This is a genomic window from uncultured Nitrosomonas sp. (genome assembly GCF_902826915.1).
GTDB lineage: Bacteria > Pseudomonadota > Gammaproteobacteria > Burkholderiales > Nitrosomonadaceae > Nitrosomonas.
In genome coordinates, this window is sequence record NZ_CADEGP010000001.1 from 64,708 (window position 1) to 83,962 (window position 19,255).

General features: G+C 42.4%; 18 protein-coding genes. 7 read left to right on the plus strand and 11 right to left on the minus strand.

The window, feature by feature from the left end:
• Positions 1-151 precede the first annotated feature (151 nt).
• From lipA to rsmI, 8 genes are all read right to left on the minus strand, one after another.
• Positions 152-1,096 carry a lipoyl synthase gene (gene lipA / locus QZV86_RS00280; RefSeq protein ID WP_295623285.1) on the minus strand — a complete coding sequence of 315 codons (945 nt, stop codon included), beginning with the start codon at positions 1,094-1,096 and terminating at the stop codon, positions 152-154.
• A gap of 13 nt (positions 1,097-1,109) precedes the next feature.
• Positions 1,110-1,715, minus strand: coding sequence for a lipoyl(octanoyl) transferase LipB (gene lipB / locus QZV86_RS00285; RefSeq protein ID WP_295623286.1), 606 nt, complete (start codon positions 1,713-1,715; stop codon positions 1,110-1,112).
• A gap of 56 nt (positions 1,716-1,771) precedes the next feature.
• Complete coding sequence (locus tag QZV86_RS00290; protein ID WP_295623287.1) at positions 1,772-2,038, minus strand: DUF493 domain-containing protein; 267 nt, start codon at positions 2,036-2,038, stop codon at positions 1,772-1,774.
• Positions 2,039-2,069: 31 nt separating this feature from the next.
• Complete coding sequence (locus QZV86_RS00295; RefSeq protein WP_295623288.1) at positions 2,070-2,939, minus strand: D-amino acid aminotransferase; 870 nt, start codon at positions 2,937-2,939, stop codon at positions 2,070-2,072.
• Positions 2,940-2,970: 31 nt separating this feature from the next.
• The gene (locus tag QZV86_RS00300) at positions 2,971-4,092 is read right to left on the minus strand and encodes a D-alanyl-D-alanine carboxypeptidase family protein (protein WP_295623289.1); all 1,122 of its coding nucleotides are present in this window, start codon (positions 4,090-4,092) and stop codon (positions 2,971-2,973) included.
• A gap of 288 nt (positions 4,093-4,380) precedes the next feature.
• On the minus strand, positions 4,381-4,686 hold the full coding sequence (locus QZV86_RS00305) for a hypothetical protein (protein WP_295623290.1): 306 nt from the start codon (positions 4,684-4,686) through the stop codon (positions 4,381-4,383).
• A gap of 498 nt (positions 4,687-5,184) precedes the next feature.
• Entirely contained in the window at positions 5,185-6,222 is a 1,038-nt protein-coding gene (pyrC, locus tag QZV86_RS00310) for a dihydroorotase (RefSeq protein ID WP_295623291.1), read from the minus strand.
• 52 nt (positions 6,223-6,274) lie between these two features.
• Positions 6,275-7,132 carry a 16S rRNA (cytidine(1402)-2'-O)-methyltransferase gene (gene rsmI, locus QZV86_RS00315; RefSeq protein ID WP_295623292.1) on the minus strand — a complete coding sequence of 286 codons (858 nt, stop codon included), beginning with the start codon at positions 7,130-7,132 and terminating at the stop codon, positions 6,275-6,277.
• 10 nt (positions 7,133-7,142) lie between these two features.
• On the opposite strand from rsmI, the gene QZV86_RS00320 reads away from it, so the two are divergent.
• The 3 genes from QZV86_RS00320 to QZV86_RS00330 all read left to right on the plus strand — a co-directional run bounded on the left by QZV86_RS00320 (position 7,143) and on the right by QZV86_RS00330 (position 9,482).
• Positions 7,143-8,261 carry a penicillin-binding protein activator gene (locus QZV86_RS00320; RefSeq protein WP_295623293.1) on the plus strand — a complete coding sequence of 373 codons (1,119 nt, stop codon included), beginning with the start codon at positions 7,143-7,145 and terminating at the stop codon, positions 8,259-8,261.
• Positions 8,248-8,586, plus strand: coding sequence for a YraN family protein (locus QZV86_RS00325; RefSeq protein ID WP_295623294.1), 339 nt, complete (start codon positions 8,248-8,250; stop codon positions 8,584-8,586). Before QZV86_RS00320 ends, QZV86_RS00325 begins: the two co-directional genes overlap by 14 nt.
• A 419-nt stretch (positions 8,587-9,005) precedes the next feature.
• A complete protein-coding gene (locus QZV86_RS00330) occupies positions 9,006-9,482 on the plus strand; it encodes a hotdog fold thioesterase (RefSeq protein WP_295623295.1) in 477 nt (158 codons plus the stop codon).
• Positions 9,483-9,518: 36 nt separating this feature from the next.
• Here the strand turns inward: QZV86_RS00330 and QZV86_RS00335 are convergent, their stop codons facing one another.
• Positions 9,519-9,914: a hypothetical protein gene (locus tag QZV86_RS00335; protein ID WP_295623296.1), complete on the minus strand. Its 396-nt coding sequence runs from the start codon at positions 9,912-9,914 to the stop codon at positions 9,519-9,521.
• A gap of 576 nt (positions 9,915-10,490) precedes the next feature.
• Positions 10,491-11,870, minus strand: a complete 1,380-nt coding sequence (locus QZV86_RS00340) for an L-serine ammonia-lyase (protein ID WP_295623297.1) — start codon at positions 11,868-11,870, stop codon at positions 10,491-10,493.
• 311 nt (positions 11,871-12,181) lie between these two features.
• On the opposite strand from QZV86_RS00340, the gene QZV86_RS00345 reads away from it, so the two are divergent.
• From QZV86_RS00345 to QZV86_RS00360, 4 genes are all read left to right on the plus strand, one after another.
• A complete protein-coding gene (locus tag QZV86_RS00345; protein ID WP_295623298.1) occupies positions 12,182-12,421 on the plus strand; it encodes a (2Fe-2S)-binding protein in 240 nt (79 codons plus the stop codon).
• A gap of 369 nt (positions 12,422-12,790) precedes the next feature.
• Positions 12,791-15,115, plus strand: coding sequence for a TonB-dependent siderophore receptor (locus QZV86_RS00350; RefSeq protein WP_295623299.1), 2,325 nt, complete (start codon positions 12,791-12,793; stop codon positions 15,113-15,115).
• Between the two features lie 166 nt (positions 15,116-15,281).
• Positions 15,282-17,477 carry a hypothetical protein gene (locus tag QZV86_RS00355; protein WP_295623300.1) on the plus strand — a complete coding sequence of 732 codons (2,196 nt, stop codon included), beginning with the start codon at positions 15,282-15,284 and terminating at the stop codon, positions 17,475-17,477.
• Positions 17,478-17,701: 224 nt separating this feature from the next.
• On the plus strand, positions 17,702-18,130 hold the full coding sequence (locus tag QZV86_RS00360) for a glycine zipper family protein (protein ID WP_295623301.1): 429 nt from the start codon (positions 17,702-17,704) through the stop codon (positions 18,128-18,130).
• A 62-nt stretch (positions 18,131-18,192) separates the two neighbouring features.
• On the opposite strand, the gene QZV86_RS00365 is transcribed toward QZV86_RS00360, so the two are convergent.
• Positions 18,193-19,143, minus strand: a complete 951-nt coding sequence (locus QZV86_RS00365; RefSeq protein ID WP_295623302.1) for a chemotaxis protein — start codon at positions 19,141-19,143, stop codon at positions 18,193-18,195.
• Positions 19,144-19,255 lie beyond the last annotated feature (112 nt).

Below are 19,255 nucleotides of genomic sequence, written 5' to 3' on the forward strand. Positions count from 1 at the left end.
TATAGTGAATCATGGTGCACGGCTCTTGGTGTTGATTCACATATTTACGTGCACTATTTTACCAAATAAATACACTATTATTGATTTTAATCAAATATTTATACCTTTTGAGTGAGCTCTAAATAATAGGTTGCGCTGGAGATTAATACTGTCATAGTAATCCGGATTCATGTGCTTGCTGGTCGGCATGATAGCTGGAACGTACCATTGGCCCACAGGCGGCATGACTAAATCCCATTGCAAGTGCCGCATGCTCAAATGTTTTGAATCCTTCGGGTGTAACGTAGCGCATGACCGGTAAATGACCGATGCTGGGTTGTAAATATTGACCAATGGTCAGCATTTCCACATTGTGTCTGCGCAAATCGTGTAATACCTCCATGATTTCCTCATCTGTTTCTCCTAGACCCAGCATTAGACCTGACTTGGTCGGGATGTGAGGAAAATCCGCTTTAAAATCCTTTAGTAATTTTAATGAATTGGCATAATCAGCGCCGGGCCGGCACTGCTTATATAATCTGGGCACGGTTTCAAGGTTATGGTTTAAAACATCCGGTGGGCAAGCCGTGAGTTTTTCCAGAGCAATTTCCAGGCGACCTCTAAAATCAGGAACCAAGGTTTCAATCTTGGTACTAGGTGAGTGAGTACGTATTTCACGGATACAATCGACGAAGTGTTGTGCGCCACCGTCGCGTAAATCGTCACGATCTACACTGGTGATCACTACATATTTCAATCGCATCGCAGCTATCGATTGCGCCAGATGTAACGGCTCACCGACATCCGGAGGCTTGGGTCTGCCGTGCGCAACATCACAGAAAGGGCAGCGGCGCGTACATAGATCGCCTAGAATCATAAAAGTTGCCGTTCCTTTTCCAAAGCATTCGCCAATATTAGGGCACGATGCTTCTTCACAGACCGTATGAAGCTTATGTTCACGCAACAGCCGCTTAACTTCGTAATAGTTCTCACTGTTGGACGAGCGAACGCGAATCCACGAGGGTTTACGCAACAGATCATTGCGTGATTGCGGTGCTATTTTGACGGGATTGCGCGCGGTTTTGTCAGCGCCTTTCTGCCGGGTGTCAGTGGTCATAATGATAAATTGATTATCCTTTGATAAGTTTTGCTTGTATTTGATTTGCGAGTTTGCTGCTTAATATTTCCAGGTTATCGGTAATGCCCAGATCTTCGGTTTGCGTGACTTGTAAGCCTTGATAGCCGCAGGGATTAATATAAGAGAATGGAGTCAGATCCATACTTACATTCAAAGCAATACCGTGATAACAGAAGTTTTTCTTGATTTTGAGTCCCAATGAGGCGATTTTAGCATTGTCAACGTACACGCCTGGCGCCTCAATTCGTCCTGTCGCATTAATATGGTAATCTTTCAATAAGTCGATCACAGCGTTTTCCATGTTTCTGACCAGTTCGCGCACACCGAGTTTTAACCGGCGAATATCCAGCAATAAGTAAGCAATAATTTGTCCAGGTCCATGATAGGTGATCTGGCCGCCGCGATCTGATTTAATTACATCAATCCCGTGATTGTTTAATAGATGCTCATCCTTTCCTGCAATGCCTTGAGTAAATGTAGGTGGGTGTTGTAGCAACCAAATTTCGTCACAAGTTTCAGTGGTTCGTGCAGCAGTAAAATCCTTCATGGCTTGCCAGGTCGGTTGATAATCGGATAATCCTAAGGTCCTGACGATCAAGTGTTGTTACTCGTGGATGGAAGATGAATGCTGGAATGCTGGTGTCGCATGAGTAGTCATAATACCACTGAGATCATGGAATGTTCGGATAATGCCTGATATAAAGCGTCGAGTTGAGTTCGGGAAGTGGCGCGAATGGTGCAGGTGAGGCTTAAATAGGTGCCATTTCTGCTAGCCTTGACCGCCGTAGTGGAGATATCGAAATCCGGAGCATGGTATTTAACAATAGCCAGTGTTGTTTGAGTAAAATCCTGATGCGCCTTACCCATAATCTTGATTGGAAAATCACAAGGATATTCAATTAATGAAGCTTGTTCTGTCATAATTGCAAATCGAAAATAGCTTAAATTTAAATCAACTGGTTAAACGAGCTGTGGTGTGCCCGCGCATGTGAGTCGTTTTATATTCTTGATAGAGCGCATGCAATTGCCTGAAAAATTCTCCTGGTTTTCCATCTCCCACAGGTTTATTGTCCAATAAAGTAATTGGCATGATTTCTTTGGTCGATGACGTCAGCAGGATTTCGTCAGCTATCCGTATTTCTGTTTCATAAATTTCTCTAATTTCATGGGGAATTTGATTAGCTGCAGCTAATTCAAGCACTACATCATACGTGATCCCAGGTAACATCAGATTGCTTTTCGGGGGTGCAAGCAACATTTTATTTTTTACTATGAAAATGTTGCTTGCAGAACCTTCAGTCAGGAATCCATTTCGAATCAAGATGGTTTCGAGTGCTTGCACATCCACCGCCAGTTGCCGCAACAATATGTTGGGTAGCAGGGAAATGGCTTTGACATCACAGCGTACCCAGCGATTATCATTAGCTGTAACCGCCGATGCACCGTTTTTAAGTAATTCTTCTGATGGTTGCAGCAGCGGATTACTCATAATAAAAACAGTGGGAGGAACATTTGCAGGAAAAGCATGATCACGCTTGGCCACTCCGCGAGTGATGTGCAAATAAATATACTGGTCTTCCCCGTCATTATTAGTTATGACCTGCTCCAAAATGTTTCTCCATTCTTCATTACTGAATGGATTCTTTAGGCGTATACCATCCAAGCTGTGTTGTAGACGCATAAGATGTTCGGTGAGCCGGAAAGGTTTTCGTGAATAAACTGGAATAACCTCGTATACTCCGTCCCCGAAAATAAAACCACGATCCAGCACAGGAATAAATGCTTCTTCGATGGGCATAAACTTGCCATTCAGATATATCATGCGAAATTCTTTTGATAAGTTTAGTTGGAAATCAGTTAAACAGTAATTTTACACTATCCCATGCACGGCCCAGGAAACTGGCTGAATCAACTTTTTCCAAGGCGACTAATGGATAAACTTCAATAGTCTTATTGTCGAGTGTAAATTTAACCGTACCAACTTCTTGACCGAGTTGAACTGGCGCGATCAGAGGCTGTTTATACTCCATGGTGGCTTTAAGCTTGTCAGCCTGGCCTTTGGGCAGAGTGAAAAAAACATCACGATCAAATCCGGCTTTCAATTCGTTCTGGGTGCCTTTCCACAAATGGATGGTGGCAAGTGAATCATTTTTTTTGTATAAATGCAGCGTATCGTAAAACTGAAAACCATAATTGAGTAAGCGCTGACTTTCTATGCTGCGTGCATTGGCTGATTGGGCGCCAATGACGACTGAAATTAATCGTCGTTTATCGCGTATCGCCGATGTAATCAGGCAATAGCCGGCAGTTTTAGTCCAACCTGTTTTCATACCATCAACATGCGGATCAATCCATAGCAACCGATTCCGGTTGGGTTGGGTAATGTTGTTATAGGTATATTCCTTTAATGAGTAAAGCGGGTAAAAATCCGGAAATTCGCGGATGATAGCAGTTGCCAGTAAAGTTAGATCATGTGCAGTTGTATAGTGATTGGAGTCGGGCAACCCCGTCGTGTTAGTGAAATGTGTGTTTTGCATTCCTAAACGCTTTGCTTCGTTATTCATGATAGTCACGAAACTTGCTTCTGAGCCTGCGACGGCTTCAGCCAAAGCAATGCAGGCATCATTACCGGACTGGACGATCATTCCGCGGATTAATTCATCTACAGTAACTTGTTTCTTGGGCTCGATAAACATGCGTGAACCAATCATGCGCCAGGCATTCTCTGATACCGGAACAGTTTGATCCAGTGCAATTTGCCGCTGCTTCAACGCAGAAAACACCACATAAGCAGTCATCAGCTTGGTAAGAGATGCAGGTTCTATGCGTTCGTGTACATTTTGTCCAGCCAATACCTGTCCCGTTTGAAAATCTGACAGCATAAAAGATTTAGCAGCCACGGAAATATCTTGTTGCTGTGCAGATACTGATGAAACAGCAAGGCACGCTAGCAATAACACGAATAAAAGCTTCATATGAATCCGCAAAAAATAAATATTATATCTTGCCATCAGGGAATCTAAAACCTTCCAGTTTTAAAACGCGATAGATGCAAGACTAAAAGACAGTTTTTAGAAATTATCATGGGGTGTGCTGCATTAGCAACCTGGCATCTTGAGCAATCAACTATAAAGTGAAATTGCTGAAAACTTATCATACGAATCCAGCATGAATAAAGATAGCAGATTTCTCAATTATTGAAAGCGGATTTTATGTCAAGCAAATTGGATGTGGAGGGCGTTGCCTAAATTTAATCTTTTGCATCAACGATGATGCCCTCTTCGATGGTTTCCTCCCCGATGGTGGTGTCCTCCATTCATGTGTCTGTGCATGTGTTTGTATCCACCGATAAAATGTCTATGCCCTCCACCCATATGCCCATATCCGCCGATAAAGTGTCTTTGCGCTCTGATATAGCCGGGACGTATGTAATTGGGTGATTGATACCCGTAACCATATACTGTATTTCGATGATATCCAGAGCCTCCATAATAAGGCGTCGCCATACATCCACTGAGAAAAAATATTCCAATTATTGCCGACAGAATGAGTGTTCTTTTTGCGTTCATGATGTATCTCCCGGTTAAATCAAGGTACAGATTGTTTGTAAAACTATTTTTCATTTAAATTTCATCTGTAATCCTTGGCGCAATACAACAATCTATTTGTTATTTTGGTTTCAATTGTGCAGTCTTTGACCTTAATAGGAGCTGAATACAAATCGATTTTTGTCGGAAGAAAATTCTGGTTATTGATAGGGATAGAAGCAGCAATGACGCAACGCAAAATATTATGAATCAAATGGTTGTTTGTTCTCGTTGACGGTAATAATTTGTTGCGATGATTGTTGATTTGAATGTTTTTGGGCTGAATTTTAATCAGAGAGCCAATTTATTTCATAGCCTTACTTTGCTGCTATAACTGACCGATTGCTAACAATGAGGGGTGTAGTAACTTGCTGAGGCGGTAACAACTTCCTTAGTTTTTTCGATATGGTAGAGATTATTGATATTGATTCTCTAGAATATCTAGGTTCGCTGCGATTACACAAAAATATTTCCTGATAGCTATGTCGTTTTCCAAGTTAAGTTTTCCCCGGCATAAAGGGGGATCAATTTCTCATTTGCGAATCCGAATTCCTCCGGAACAATCCAGTGTTCTTTTTTTAGTGTGATATGGCAGCTGTTACGGGGCAACTGATAAAAATCAGCACCGTAAAAACTGGCAAAAGCTTCTAATTTATCAAGCGCACCTGCTTGTTCGAATGCTGTTGCGTACAATTCAATAGCAGCATGGGCTGTGAAAATTCCAGCGCAACCACAGGTGTTTTCTTTATTCGTTTGTGCGTGCGGCGCACTGTCAGTGCCAAGGAAAAATTTCGGATTGCCGCTGGTGGCTGCGTTCAATAATGCTTGACGATGAATTTCGCGCTTCAAGATAGGTAAGCAGTAGTAATGAGGGCGAATGCCACCTTCAAAAATCGCATTACGATTCAACAACAAGTGATGCGCCGTAATTGTGGCGGCAATCGATTTGGATGCCTCTTTTACAAACATTACCGCATTCCGTGTTGTGATATGCTCAAATACGATGCGCAAGTTTGGAAAACGTTGTGTTAGAGGAGCCAATATCCGATCGATAAAAACTTTTTCTCTATCAAATACATCTACATTAGTATCTGTTACTTCGCCATGCACCAGCAACGGCAGATCATTTTGCTCCATTGTTTCCAATGTAGTATAGCACTTGGTAATATCGGTTACTCCGGCATCCGAATTTGTCGTTGCGCCAGCCGGATACAGTTTTATGCCTTGTACCACTTTACTCTCTTTTGCTCGAATGATTTCTGAGGGGGGGGTATTATCAGTCAAATACAGGGTCATCAGCGGATTAAAACTGCCATACAATGCCTCAGGTAAGGCAGCCAAAATCCGTGCGCGATAAGCCAAGGCCATATCCGTTGTCACAATCGGCGGTTTAAGGTTAGGCATAATAATTGCGCGCGCAAACTGCCTTGCTGTATGCGGCAGCACAAAGTGCAATTGCTCGCCATCTCGCAAATGCAAGTGCCAATCATCTGGACGGGTAATAGTTATGCTGGTCAAGGTTTATCAGCCATCAATATAAGTACCGGATTATAGCGTAAGCGCCATTATGCTATTCGGGATATCCTGCATTTTTTAATGCTAGCGCTAGTTGATAGAGCGAATTTTTGTTTTCACCTGTGATCTCTGTTGTCAGTTTAACTGCTTGTTTTAACGGTAGTTCAAACAGTAAGCATTTTAATGTGTGCTGTGCTTGTTCGCTGATTTCGGATTTTTCCATAGTTTCTGCACCCGACAATAATAAAACAAACTCGCCTTTTTGCTGATTACTGTCTCCCTGTAGCCAGGAATAGACTTCTTCCAAAGTACCCTTATGAATAGTTTCAAATAATTTAGTCAGTTCCCGGGCAATGGTAAGATCACGCTGAGTACCGTAAACTTCCATCATGTCGATTATGCATTCCAGAATCCGATGAGGTGCCTCATAAAATATTAATGTGCACAGCTGTGGTTTTAATTCGATTAGTGCACGTTTACGCAATCCAGTTTTAGTCGGTAAAAAACCATAAAATAAAAAATGTGGATCTGTAATGCCGCTGGCTGATAGGGCGCAAATTGCTGCATTCGCACCGGGAATGGGAATAATCGAATATCCATGCGCACGTATGCGTTGAACTAGAATTGCGCCTGGATCGGAAATGCCAGGGGTGCCTGCATCAGTTACTAAAGCAACATTTTTTCCGCTATTTAATAGTGCTAAGATCTTATTGGAAACAATTGCTTCATTGTGTTGATGTAGGCTAATAAATTTGGTGGAAATTGAGTGTGCTGCAAATAAATGCCCGGAAACTTGTGTATGCTCAGCGGCAACGACATCTACTTTTGCCAGAATATCTAAGGCACGTAAGCTGATATCGTTTAAATTTCCTATTGGTGTGGCAACCACATATAATGCACTTTTACTCAGCATAATCCTCACTATGCAACGTTTTTTTACAATAGCTCTGGCAGCAGTCTTGTTGTTAAGTTTTAGCTTTTCATCGATGGCGACTGATCTCGGTGAACAAGATCAATTGGGAATTTTACCTGAATTTGCGCTAGTACCTCATATTGCACTGTTATTGCCCTTGGAATCCGCCTCATTTGGCGAAGCTGCTAATATGGTGAAAGAGGGTTTTGTGGCTGCTACACAGCGTGGAGAGCCGCTTCCAGCAATCATTCGGTTATATTCCACAACCGACGATCCGCTCGATATTTTGATTGCTTACCATCAAGCACTCAGTGCCGGTGCAATATTTATTGTCGGACCTCTTACGCGGGATGGTGTTTCGGCTGTGGCTTCCAGTCATTTCTCCAATGTACCCACTTTAGCACTGAATACAGCAGACAGTAATACGAATTTGCCGCCTAAACTTTATTTTTTTGGTTTGCAGATGGAATCTGAAGCGAATCAGCTTGCTGAGCTAGCGCTGTCAAGTGGCAGAAGTCATGCCATTATCATCGGTGATGACAGCCCACTATCTAGACGGTTGCAGAATGCCTTTACGTTGCGGTGGCAAAGCGAAATTGATAAAACCACCGAATCATTTTTATATGCTGATAATCCAACTGTGCTGCAACAATTTCGTAATTTGACTGCCGGTAGTAATCACTTGGTTTTTCTTGCTCTAGACTTAGAAAAATCACGTTTGCTACGTTCCTACCTTGATCCAGAAGTGCCAGTGTATGCTACATCACAGATTTTTTCAGGAACTGACAATTTTTTACTCAATAATGATCTTAATGATATTCAGTTTCTGGATATGCCTTGGTTATTGCAACCTGATCATCCCGCTGTTATGGCCTATCGTCACGTCAGCACAGCTAAGAGTATTGAAATGGAGCGCCTTTATGCGCTAGGTATTGATGCTTTCCGGTTGCTAGTAAATTTGATGCTGCCACAACCTGTTGATGTAATTTCTATTGATGGCGTTACCGGGCAAATTCGTTTCCAATTACCTAATCAGTTTGTTCGCGAACTTGTTGCAGCACAATTTAAGAACGGTAAAATTCAACTGATAATGGATTCAAAAAGTATTGTGGAAGATGAAGGGCAGTGAGGCTGAAGAAGTAGCCTTGTCGTATTTGCAGCGACAACAATTGGTTTTAGTGACGCGAAATTATCGCTGCCGTTTTGGAGAAATCGACCTGATAATGTACGATAGAGAAACACTGGTTTTCATTGAAGTGCGCATGCGAACAAGTGAAAAGTATGGTGGGGCGGCTGCAAGTATTACTTTCACGAAACGAGCTAAAATATTACGTACTGCACGATATTATTTGGCTGAATTAGACTTCGAGTCGCCTTGTCGATTTGATGTACTCTTGCTGTCCGGTAGTCATGGGCAGGAGATCGAGTGGCTCAGAGATGCGTTTGGCGAATAATTTATTAGTAAGAAAAGTAATGCAGAGGTATACTTTATTTTGCGACACGAATGGGTTCTTTGTTTATTAGGATAGCAATCTGGTAATTCTTGAAGCAGAAGGCTGTAATTTAGTTCAAGGATGTTCCGGTGCATTCAGAAGACTTTAAAGATAAATATTTGGCATGATTTAAGTCAAGGAAATCAATCAGAAATCTTTCTTCATATCAACAACCTATTCCGGCTGCATTTTTTGTGATCGTCAAAGCGCGCTGGAACTTATTGATAGGTCATATAATTCAGCCCGCAAGGAAGTTGTTAGCTAACAGTGTACGAAAGTCGGATGCAAATGTGATCGAAAATTTTCAATCCTGACGTGATTCTGCATCAATAAATGGGGTTTATTCACTATCAAAAGAGAAGAATAAAAAGGAATGTTCAATGACTAAGATTTGGTTTAAAGATTACACGATTGAGCACTTGGAAGGTTTGCGGAATGCCAATATGGGAGAATATATTGGCATTCAGTTTGTCGAGTTGGGCCCAGATTTCTTGAAGGCACGCATGCCGGTCGACAAACGTACGATGCAGCCATTCGGTATATTGCATGGTGGTGCAAGTTGTGTGTTGTCTGAGACCTTAGGTAGTGTATCTGGCTGGATGACAATAAATCCCGAACAATACCGTGCGGTTGGGTTGGAATTAAATATCAATCATATCCGGGCAGTTACCAAAGGCCATGTTGTTGGTATTTGCGCGCCACTACATACGGGTCGACGCACGCAAGTTTGGCAAACAGATATTCTCGAAGAAGATACAGGTAAGCGTGTGGCAATTTCACGATTGACGCTGGCGGTTATTGAACAAGGTACGCTTAGTGCACAAAAGGAGCACGTAATTGTCGACAAACCATCGTAAGCATCGATATCAGTCTTTCAACAATAGATACTTGCATTAAGTTTTTTCATTGCTATTAGTGTTGTGTTCTTTATCTTTGTAGTTAGCTTTTTTATCTTCTGTAACGAGATCAACAACAGACTGTGTGTCGGTTTTCTGGTCAGTGAGTTTATCGCTAATAGTTTCAGATGGTTCACTTGTATTATCGAACGTATTTTCATCCGGGTCATCATCTTGTTTGCCTTTACTATTCCACATGAAGTACACGGCACCCAGTGTCACTATCACAACCGGTAGAGTGATGAACACCAGCAACGCGTATTCGATCGTCATGTCAGCCCCTTGCGGAGGTGGGCTGCTAACGATTACGTAAGCGTGTGTCAGTGCAACACCATATACCGGTAGTAGCGCAGCGATATAGCGATTTGTGATGAATGGACGGACTGTTAACATATTCAAGATATTAGAGGCATAATATCCGATGAAATAAATAAAAATATAAAAGAAAATAGCACCCATAAGTTTCCCTGTATTAATCTGGTTTGTCAGTGATAGAAAGTGGTTTTAAAAAAGAATTAAAATATTGTAGCTCATGATACATAGATCATCATAAAAAAGTACTAATTGGTTTTTTTATATTAAGCATTAATAAGATCATTGACACATGATTCTAAATCGTTTGTTTGTTATCACAAATACTTCACATATGCCATGCTAAACTGCATGTACCTTCCTGATAGTTAGTTGATCAACGTTCATTTGAACGTTGATTTTTTTATCCCATAAGCTTCTTCATAAGTTTTTGACATTGATCTGCAAAAACATGTCGTTGTGGTTTAGGTAGACTCAAAAGAATTATCTGTCCGCAAAAGATTATTTTTTTAAAAACTTTGAAGGCGACAGAGCAAGATATCAATGTGGAATTACTGACCAGTATTGCGATTCCAGTGGTGATGCTTGGAGTTTTCTTGATTGTTAGAAGATCGCGCAATATAATCAGCAAGTTGTAAAGTCATAGATGATGAATGATTAACATTCTGTGATACTGACCGCCAGACCACCTAGTGAAGTTTCTTTATATTTTATCGACATCTCGAGTCCAGTTTGTTTCATCGCGGCGATACAATTGTCCAATGACATAAAATGTTGTCCATCGCCGCGGATTGCCAGTGATGCGGCGGTATAAGCTTTAATGGCACCGAACCCGTTACGTTCTATGCATGGGACTTGCACCAAGCTACCAACGGGATCACAAGTCATGCCTAAATGATGTTCTAATGCGATTTCTGCAGCATTTTCAATTTGTTCAGTAGTCCCACCTTTTATGGCGCACAAACCTGCTGCTGCCATGGCTGAAGCTGAACCTACTTCGCCTTGGCACCCAACTTCTGCGCCGGAAATCGAACTATTGTGCTTGATTAGTCCGCCAATCGCGCCGGCTACCAGCAAGAAATCACGTACGTGTTCCAGAGTTGCGCCTTCATGTTTTACGGCATAGTAAATAACAGCCGGTATCACGCCCGCTGCACCGTTAGTCGGCGCGGTAACAACCATATGTCCGGCCGCATTTTCTTCATTGACTGCCATGGCATATGCACACAGCCAGTCATTTAAGTTGGCTTTCTGAGGATTATTCTGCAATTGTTGGTGCAACGTATGCGCGCGCCGTTTAATATTTAAACCGCCAGGCAGTCGACCTTCAGCGGTCAATCCATTTTCCAAGCAAGTTTGCATTGCATTCCAGACTGCATCCAGTCCTTCATTGAGTTTGCTTTCATTAATTCGTTCTACCTCATTGCTGCGTTTCATAGCGGCAATCGATAAACCGCTATCGGCCGACATTTTCATCATCTGATTGGCTGAGTCAAAGGGAAAGCCACAGGAGCTGGCAGCTTCTATTTTGATTGGTGCTACGAGTTTGCCGATTTCAGGTAATGTGGTGATAAAACCTCCACCAATCGAGAAATAGATTTCGGTTAATAGCGTCTTGCCGGTTTCATCCAGCAGCTGAAAAATCATGCCATTCGGATGTTCTGGTAAAGGCTCTCCACGGTCGAAGATAATATCTTCTACCGGGTTGAAGTGAATTTTGATAGATTCGCTGATCTGAATCGTTGTTTGCTGCCATAGTTGTTCGAATAATTCATTGACATTCAGTTTGGCTAATCCTTGCGGTGTATGTTGATGCATGCCTAAAGTTACTGCTCGATCAGTAGCATGTCCTTTGCCAGTGAAAGCCAAAGATCCTCGCAAAGTACAGCGAACCTGTAAGAAGGATGGAATATCGTGATTAGAAACATAGAGCTGCATGCGATCACGAAAATCTTTGGCTGCAACCATGGGACCCATGGTATGCGAGCTTGATGGCCCAATACCTATTTTGAAAAGATCAAGAACGCTAATGAACATTAAATTACCTGTGAAAATTAGGATTGCTTACTGTAGAGGATTCAGGCGCTGATTGATGAAATTTGTGCCTTAAAAATCAGCATCCGGCTAGTATCCTATATGTCTTGCACTGACTCAACAAATTTTTATTTTTACAAGTTCTAAACAAACGATGTTCAACTATTTATAGTTAGGTAATGATCATCGAAATAGATTGCTTTTTACAATTAAATTGGTATAATTAAGAATCATTCTCATTATTATTAATAATTCTTTGATCATTGTTAAATAATAGTAAATTTAACTGAACTTTAGATCGCAGGGTATTCGATATGTATGTATGTATTTGCAAAGGAGTCACAGAAAGAGCATTGCGGGAAGCAATTTACCAGGGTGCTGACCGGATGAGGGATTTAAAAGCTTGCCTTGGCGTTACTGAGCAGTGTGGGTTGTGTGCGTGCCATGTTAAGCAGGTGTTGGATCAAACGCTGGAACAGAAGTCTCAGATGCAGGATTTTGTTCCTCAATCTTTTGTGTCTCAATCCACTTGTATGTGTCAAAATGCTGCGTAGTGCGGAGGATTGATTGGTATTTCTAGAATTGGTAATTACAGGCAGGTGTGGAAAGCTTTATTTTCATCGTAGTATAAAGAAAGCTGTTTCTCAGTGATTTCTTCAGTCTTTTCTGCGTTATGGATATCATGGTTCAGCTTGATCAAATCCAAATCCAAATCCAAATCCAAGCTCAATCGAACAGATCTTATTTACTGTTCATTTTCTTTGTGTGATACATATCCATTATTGAGTGGCGAATATTGTGCTACTTAAAATGCTCGAGAGCTCTTGCTAAAAGCAACAATAATATTTGTGCCTTAATTTATTATGACTATCCGTGGGATTGCTAGGTGTTTCTATTTTTATGCAATATTGTTCAATTTGAGCTTGGCTTTAATTTTCTTTCCAAAACAAAGTATTGCTCAATCTATAGATGCGTCGTCAACTACACTCACCCTCAGTATTCCAGCCGGTTCTTTGCATGATGCTATTAGTCAGATCGAGGAGCAGTTCGGGGTCAAGCTGACTGTTGATCCTGCTTTGCTGCAGGGAAAGGTGACTTTTGGACTCAGTGGTGATTTTGAAATTCAGTCGGCTCTGAATCAGTTGCTTGAGAATTCTGGATTGCAAGCAATTCAGCAAGCTGAAGGTTATATCATTGCTGTGCAGCCAGCTGCATCAGGTGCTGAGTCGGTGGTCACTTTGCCTTCAATTCAAGTCACTGCCGATAGTGCTAGTCGTTATGCGGTAGTAAGCACCAATACAGCGACAAAAACTAACACCTTATTGCGCGATGTTCCACAAGCCATTTCAGTAATAACCAATGAGTTGATTAAAGATCAATCTATCCGCAGCCTGAGCGATGCAGTTCGTTATGTACCCGGTGTCGGTGTGTCACAAGGAGAGGGCAATCGTGATGCGCTGGTATTTCGTGGTAATCGTTCGACGGGAGATTTTTTTATTGATGGCATACGTGATGATGCCGAATTCTTTCGCGATTTATATAATATTGAACGTATTGAAGTGCTCAAAGGTGCAAATGGTATGATTTTTGGCCGCGGTGGATCGGGCGGTGTGGTCAACCGTGTATCGAAACAGGCCAGCTGGGATCCAGTTCGGGAATTTACTTTTCAAGGCGGTTCTTTCAATCAGAAAAGAATGACCGCAGATGTCGGTTATGTCATTAATGATGTGGCTGCTGTACGTTTGAATGCCTTATACGAAGATGCAGGCAGTTTCCGCGATGGCGTTAGTATGGAGCGTCTTGGAATATCTCCGACTGTAACGATCAAGCCAACGCATCGTACTAAAATCGTTGCAGGTATGGAGCGATTCCACGATGATCGCACCGCTGATCGGGGTATTCCTTCATTTCTAGGGCGCCCTATCAATGTGCATGAATCTCAGTTTTTTGGTGATCCTAAGCGTAGTAATGCAAACATCGATGTGCTGTCGTTCAATTCTTTCATCGAGCATAAATTTGATTCCGGGGTTACGCTGCAAAACCGTACAAACTACACGACGTACGATAAGTTCTATCAGAACATCTTTGCCAATAGCCAGGCTTTTTCCGGACTAGTATCGCTCGGCGCTTATAACAATGTGACTTCGCGTGACAATGTTTTTAATCAGACGAATTTACTCTATTCGCTCAACACCGGACCAATTGCGCATACGTTGATGGCAGGTATCGAGGTGGGGCGTCAGGAAACCCATAATCAGCGGCGAAATGGTTTTTTTAATAATGACGAATCGCAAGTTAATCTGCGCGTGCCTTTAAGTAATCCGGTTACAAATGCTCCCGTGGGGTTTTTGACGCGGGATACAGATGCGCATAATCGTAGTATTGTCAATGTTACATCGTTGTATGTCCAGGATCAGATTGAATTGTTGCCGCAGCTGCAATTAATTGCAGGGGTGCGCTACGATATGTTTGAAGTGAATTTCCGGCAGAGGAATGCGGATAGAGCACACTTAAAAACAAGAGATGATTTGATTGCGCCACGCTTTGGTGTCATTTATAAACCCATCGAACCGATTTCTTTTTATGCCAGCTATAGTCAAGCCTATGTTCCGCGCGCCGGTGATCAACTAACATCCTTGAATGTGACAGTCGATACACTTAAGCCGGAAAAATTCACGACACTTGAGACCGGGATTAAATGGGATATCCGCCCTGATTTGGCATTAACGGGTGCTGTCTATCAATTGGATCGAACGAATGTGATAACGGCTGACCCAAATGATCCGACGCGAACTTTTTTAGCCAAGGGGCAGCGCACAGAGGGTATTGAAATCAGTCTGAATGGTCAACTGACTTCAGATTGGAGTGTGATGGGCGGTTACGCTTATCAAACTGGTGAATTTACTAGCGAAATACCGGGTGTAGCAAAAAAAGGAACCACAGTAGGGGAGCTTCCTCGACACACTTTTTCCGCCTGGAATCGATACGATATTACCCCCAAAGTGGGGGCTGCAGTTGGCGTGATTTATCGTGGCGAGATGTTTGCTTCCGCCGATAATACGGTTAGAATTCCTGATTTTACAAGGGTCGATGCAGCTTTATTCGCGCAATTTACCAAACGGTTTCGTGGTCAGTTAAATATTGAGAATTTATTTGACGCCAATTATTTTGCTTCGGTACACAATAACAACAATATCTCGCCCGGTTCTCCGATAGCCATTCGCGCTACCTTGATTGCAAATTTCTGACGGGTAACAAGTAGTAGTAAAAGACAATTAATAGTATATCGATTGATTTTATAAATAATAATGATTATCATTGGCATTCGTATTAATATTGATTCATTTTATGAAAGGGTTTCCAATAATGTTTTTATCCAAAAAAACCATAATTTCAATAAAGAGATTATCGATAATGAGTTTAACTACTCTTGCTCTGGCGATAGGCAGTGTGAGCGTTGTTGCATCCGATATTCAAACCATTCAGTCGGCTGTGACTGCTTTTCAGACCATTGGCACATTGCGCAGGGAAACACCAATTAATGGTGACGCTATCGCTGTAGCTTATGAAGGTGATCTACAAACGTTAACGCAAGAAATCGACACAACCAATTCATTAAAACTGGATAGTGATATCCTGGCGGCGATTGAAGAAATTAAAAATAACAATGAGCCTAGCTTGGCAGCGCAGGTAATTGACAAGACTTTACAGCGTGTTTTTTATCAAAGTTTTTTTAACCGTATCGCAGCAATACGTGATGAATTTGAGTCAGCAACATCTGCGACACTAATTCAGATACTGGAGGAAACTGAGGCAGTATTTCAGGCGGTTTCTGCCACGGCTGCAAGATCCAATGAAGTGTTGAGCGCTGATAGACAGTTTATCGAAGAAGGCAGCAACCCCGGATTAGATGTTCAAATTACTGAGTCGCTGGCACGTATTAGGACCGCGCTGAATAAAAACAATCCGGACGAAGATTTTGCTACTTTTTTTGTTGAACGTTACGTGACAAGAATGTCATTAGCGCGCGCATACTATATAGGAGTATTACGCGAAGTAAGGGGTGTCATTGAAAATAGAAACTCAGATTTAAATACAGCACGAATACAGTTAAAAGAAGGAGAGGTTTTTTATCGCATTATTGAATCGCTGGTTGCACGCGATAATCCGACGGGTAATGCATTGATCAAAACTCAACTGGCAGGAAATGCTGCGGATGTTGTTGCAGATGAGATTGTCAGTGAATTGAATAAAGGATTCATTGGCCGGGTTAAAGGGGAAATGGATGGTCAGGCGAATAGCATCGGAGTAGATCGCGTTCATGCAATGGCGGAAGCTGCAGGCGCGATGGCTTTTGCCAAGATTCTTTTACCTGATCTAGAGTTACGGTTGGGTACGGAAGCACGCGTCAATCTAGAGGCCGCATTAAGTGATCTGCAAACTGCTAGCAGTGATAATAGTATACCTAATTCGGCGATAGCACGTGATGCGATATCAGCGATTCTGAATAGCTATGAAGCTGAACTGAACTTGGTTAAATATAGCGCTACCACTGAAACAGCGCTGATTGATAACGCAGTTGCAAGTTTCAAAACGATTGGTGAATTACGTGCAGAGACCACGATTAATGGAACAGCAATCGAAGCCGCCTATGCAGGGGAATTGCGACAACTAACCCAACTGGTTGATCAAACGTACGGTACATCAATTAATGCAGATGTCTCGGCTGCAATTGAATCGGTCAAAGCTGGAAATGAAATTCCATTTTCGCTGCAAATCATCGATAAATCATTGCAGCGTGTATTTGCTATTGTCGTTTATGATCGAACGACATTCGTGACTGAAAGCCGTTTGGTAGATGATGCGCTGGTATTAGAATGGGATAGAGCTAATTCCGCTTATAGTGCTATTGCTGGCACCGCCGGCAGGGTCAACAAGGTGCTGACGGAGGATAAACAAACACTCCAGGATGGCAGTAATCCCGACTTGGATGATCAGATCACTTTGGCGTTCGTGCAAGGTAGGGAAGCGTTAGGAAAAACAAATCCGGATGAGGTTATTAATCTCAGAATCGCGCGGGAAAATATCATTATTCCACTGGTGAGAACTTATCTGATCGGGGTATTGCGCGAAGTCGAAGGAATTATTGCAAGCCGGAATACAGATGCTATAGAAGCAAGAGAAAAACAGATCGAAGGTGAGTTTTTCTACCGCATCGTTGAGAGTTTTATTGCTTCGGATAATCCTACGGGTAGCAATCTGATTAAGACTCAATTAACGGGTGACTTGGCTAATGTGGATGCAAATCAAATCGTTATCGAGATCAGTAAAGGGATTATTGGCCAGGTCAATAGAAATATCCGTCTCATTGAATTTGCTTTTCATCTTGATAGGTTTGTGCCTCCGGTGGCGGCTGAGAGAGTATCTTTGTATATCAATATCTTTCTACCGGATTTGGAGTTACGTTTAGGTTCTCTAGAGCGTGTAAAAGTACAAAATGCATTGCAAGATCTGAGAGAAGCCATTGAAACCCAGGATGTTTCCAAAGCATTAACTGCGGGATCGACGCTAACCGGAATCATAGCAGCGTATGAAAACGAGCTAATCTAGTAGGTAGATTGCGCCCATCCTGAAATTTCTCAGTGATGGGCGCAATCGTTTTTTTGTTTAGCAGTTCGCAAGCAGGCTCCCTCTCCCTCTCGGTATAATTGATACGGTATTTTTCCAGCTGGTATTAATGAATCCATTTATGGCAGTATGTTTTAAGAATGCTAATATAGATTCCAGTTATACTGTTTAACCAGATAAAAATATTTCTGAGATGAGGATAAACGATGAAAATCGCAATAATATTGATGATCGGGTCGATTCTTATTGGCCTATCGGCCTGTTCTAGTACTGGGCCTGTGCTATATCCCAATACGCATTTTTTATCTGTAGGTAAAGATTCTGCGGAGCAGGATGTTGAGATTTGTAAACGGCTGGCTGAATCAGCTGGTGCTCGGGAGGGTAAGGGACAGATGGGAGATGTGGCAACCAGTACAGCAATGGGGGCTGGTATTGGTGCTGCAAGCGGAGCCGCAGGGGGAGCTATTCGTGGATCAGCGGGACAGGGCTCGTTGATTGGAGCTGCCGCTGGAGCTACTGCTGGATTGTTGCGAGGATTATTTTCGACAAGGTCGTCGCAACCGAGTCAAGCTTATGCGAATTTTGTGTCGCGTTGTTTGAAAGAGAAAGGCTATGAAGTTACCGGCTGGCAATGATCGGTAACTTTGCTTGTTCAAAATCTGATTGTTTTTTGGAAAGAAGTGATACTTGCTCTCGACTACGCCAATACCGTTCGCATTGCATCGGCTAGTTCTTCTGCGACAAATTTTGCGACATAAGCATCCGCACCTACCGATTTAACGTGGTTTTCGTTTGTTTCGCCCGTGAGTGAGGAATGAATTATCACCGGAATGGATTTAAATCGCTGATCGTTTTTGATGTTACGGGTAAGCATGAACCCATCCATTTCTGGCATTTCCAGATCGGTCAAGACTAAAGCAATTTTGTCTTGAATTGTTTTTCCTTCGGCTTCGGCAATATCCGACATGGATTGGACTTTGGTCCAAGCCTCGAGTCCGGTTTTAGCCATGACATAAGGCACATCTAATGCTTTTAGCGCATTTTCAATCATGCTGCGCGCCAACGGTGAATCATCAGCGGCCAAGATTACTTTTCCAGCAGGGAGTTTTATTTTGTTGCCAATATTTTCGGGCATGATATCACCGCAGGAGTTAGGCAGGACATCGCGCAGAATCTGCTCAACATCCAGAACCTGAGCCAAGCGGGAGCCTTCTTTATCGCCATCGAGTCGCGCAATGCTGGTGACCAAGTTACCACCCTTACCGTCTGCAGCAATTACTTGATTCCAATCCAGACGTGCAATTTCGTTGACTTCTTCGACTGCGAAAGCTTGAGTCGAGCGAGCAAACTCAGTGACCAAGAGTATCGAAGTTCCTTTGCTCGGTTTACAACCTACAACTTTCGGTAGATTGATGACAGTAATGACTTGACCACGGATATTGGCTATGCCCACTACATAGGGGGGAGCGTTGGCAATTTCGGTGATGTCAGGCATAACCAAGATTTCGCGTACTTTAAAAACATTAATGCCAAATAATTCACGATGATTGGCGCCAGGAGCTTCGCCTAATCGAAACAGCAATAATTCGAACTTGTTATTAGCAGTCAGATTGGTGCGTTCGTCAATCTCGTGCAGGGCTGTGCTCATAGTGTGCTCTCCAAATTTGTAGAATTAATAGTCGTGTGCGGAATCGGCTAAAGTTAGAGAATCTTGAAGAATGTGGCGAAACGGTTGTTTGTCATGAGTACTCATGAACTAA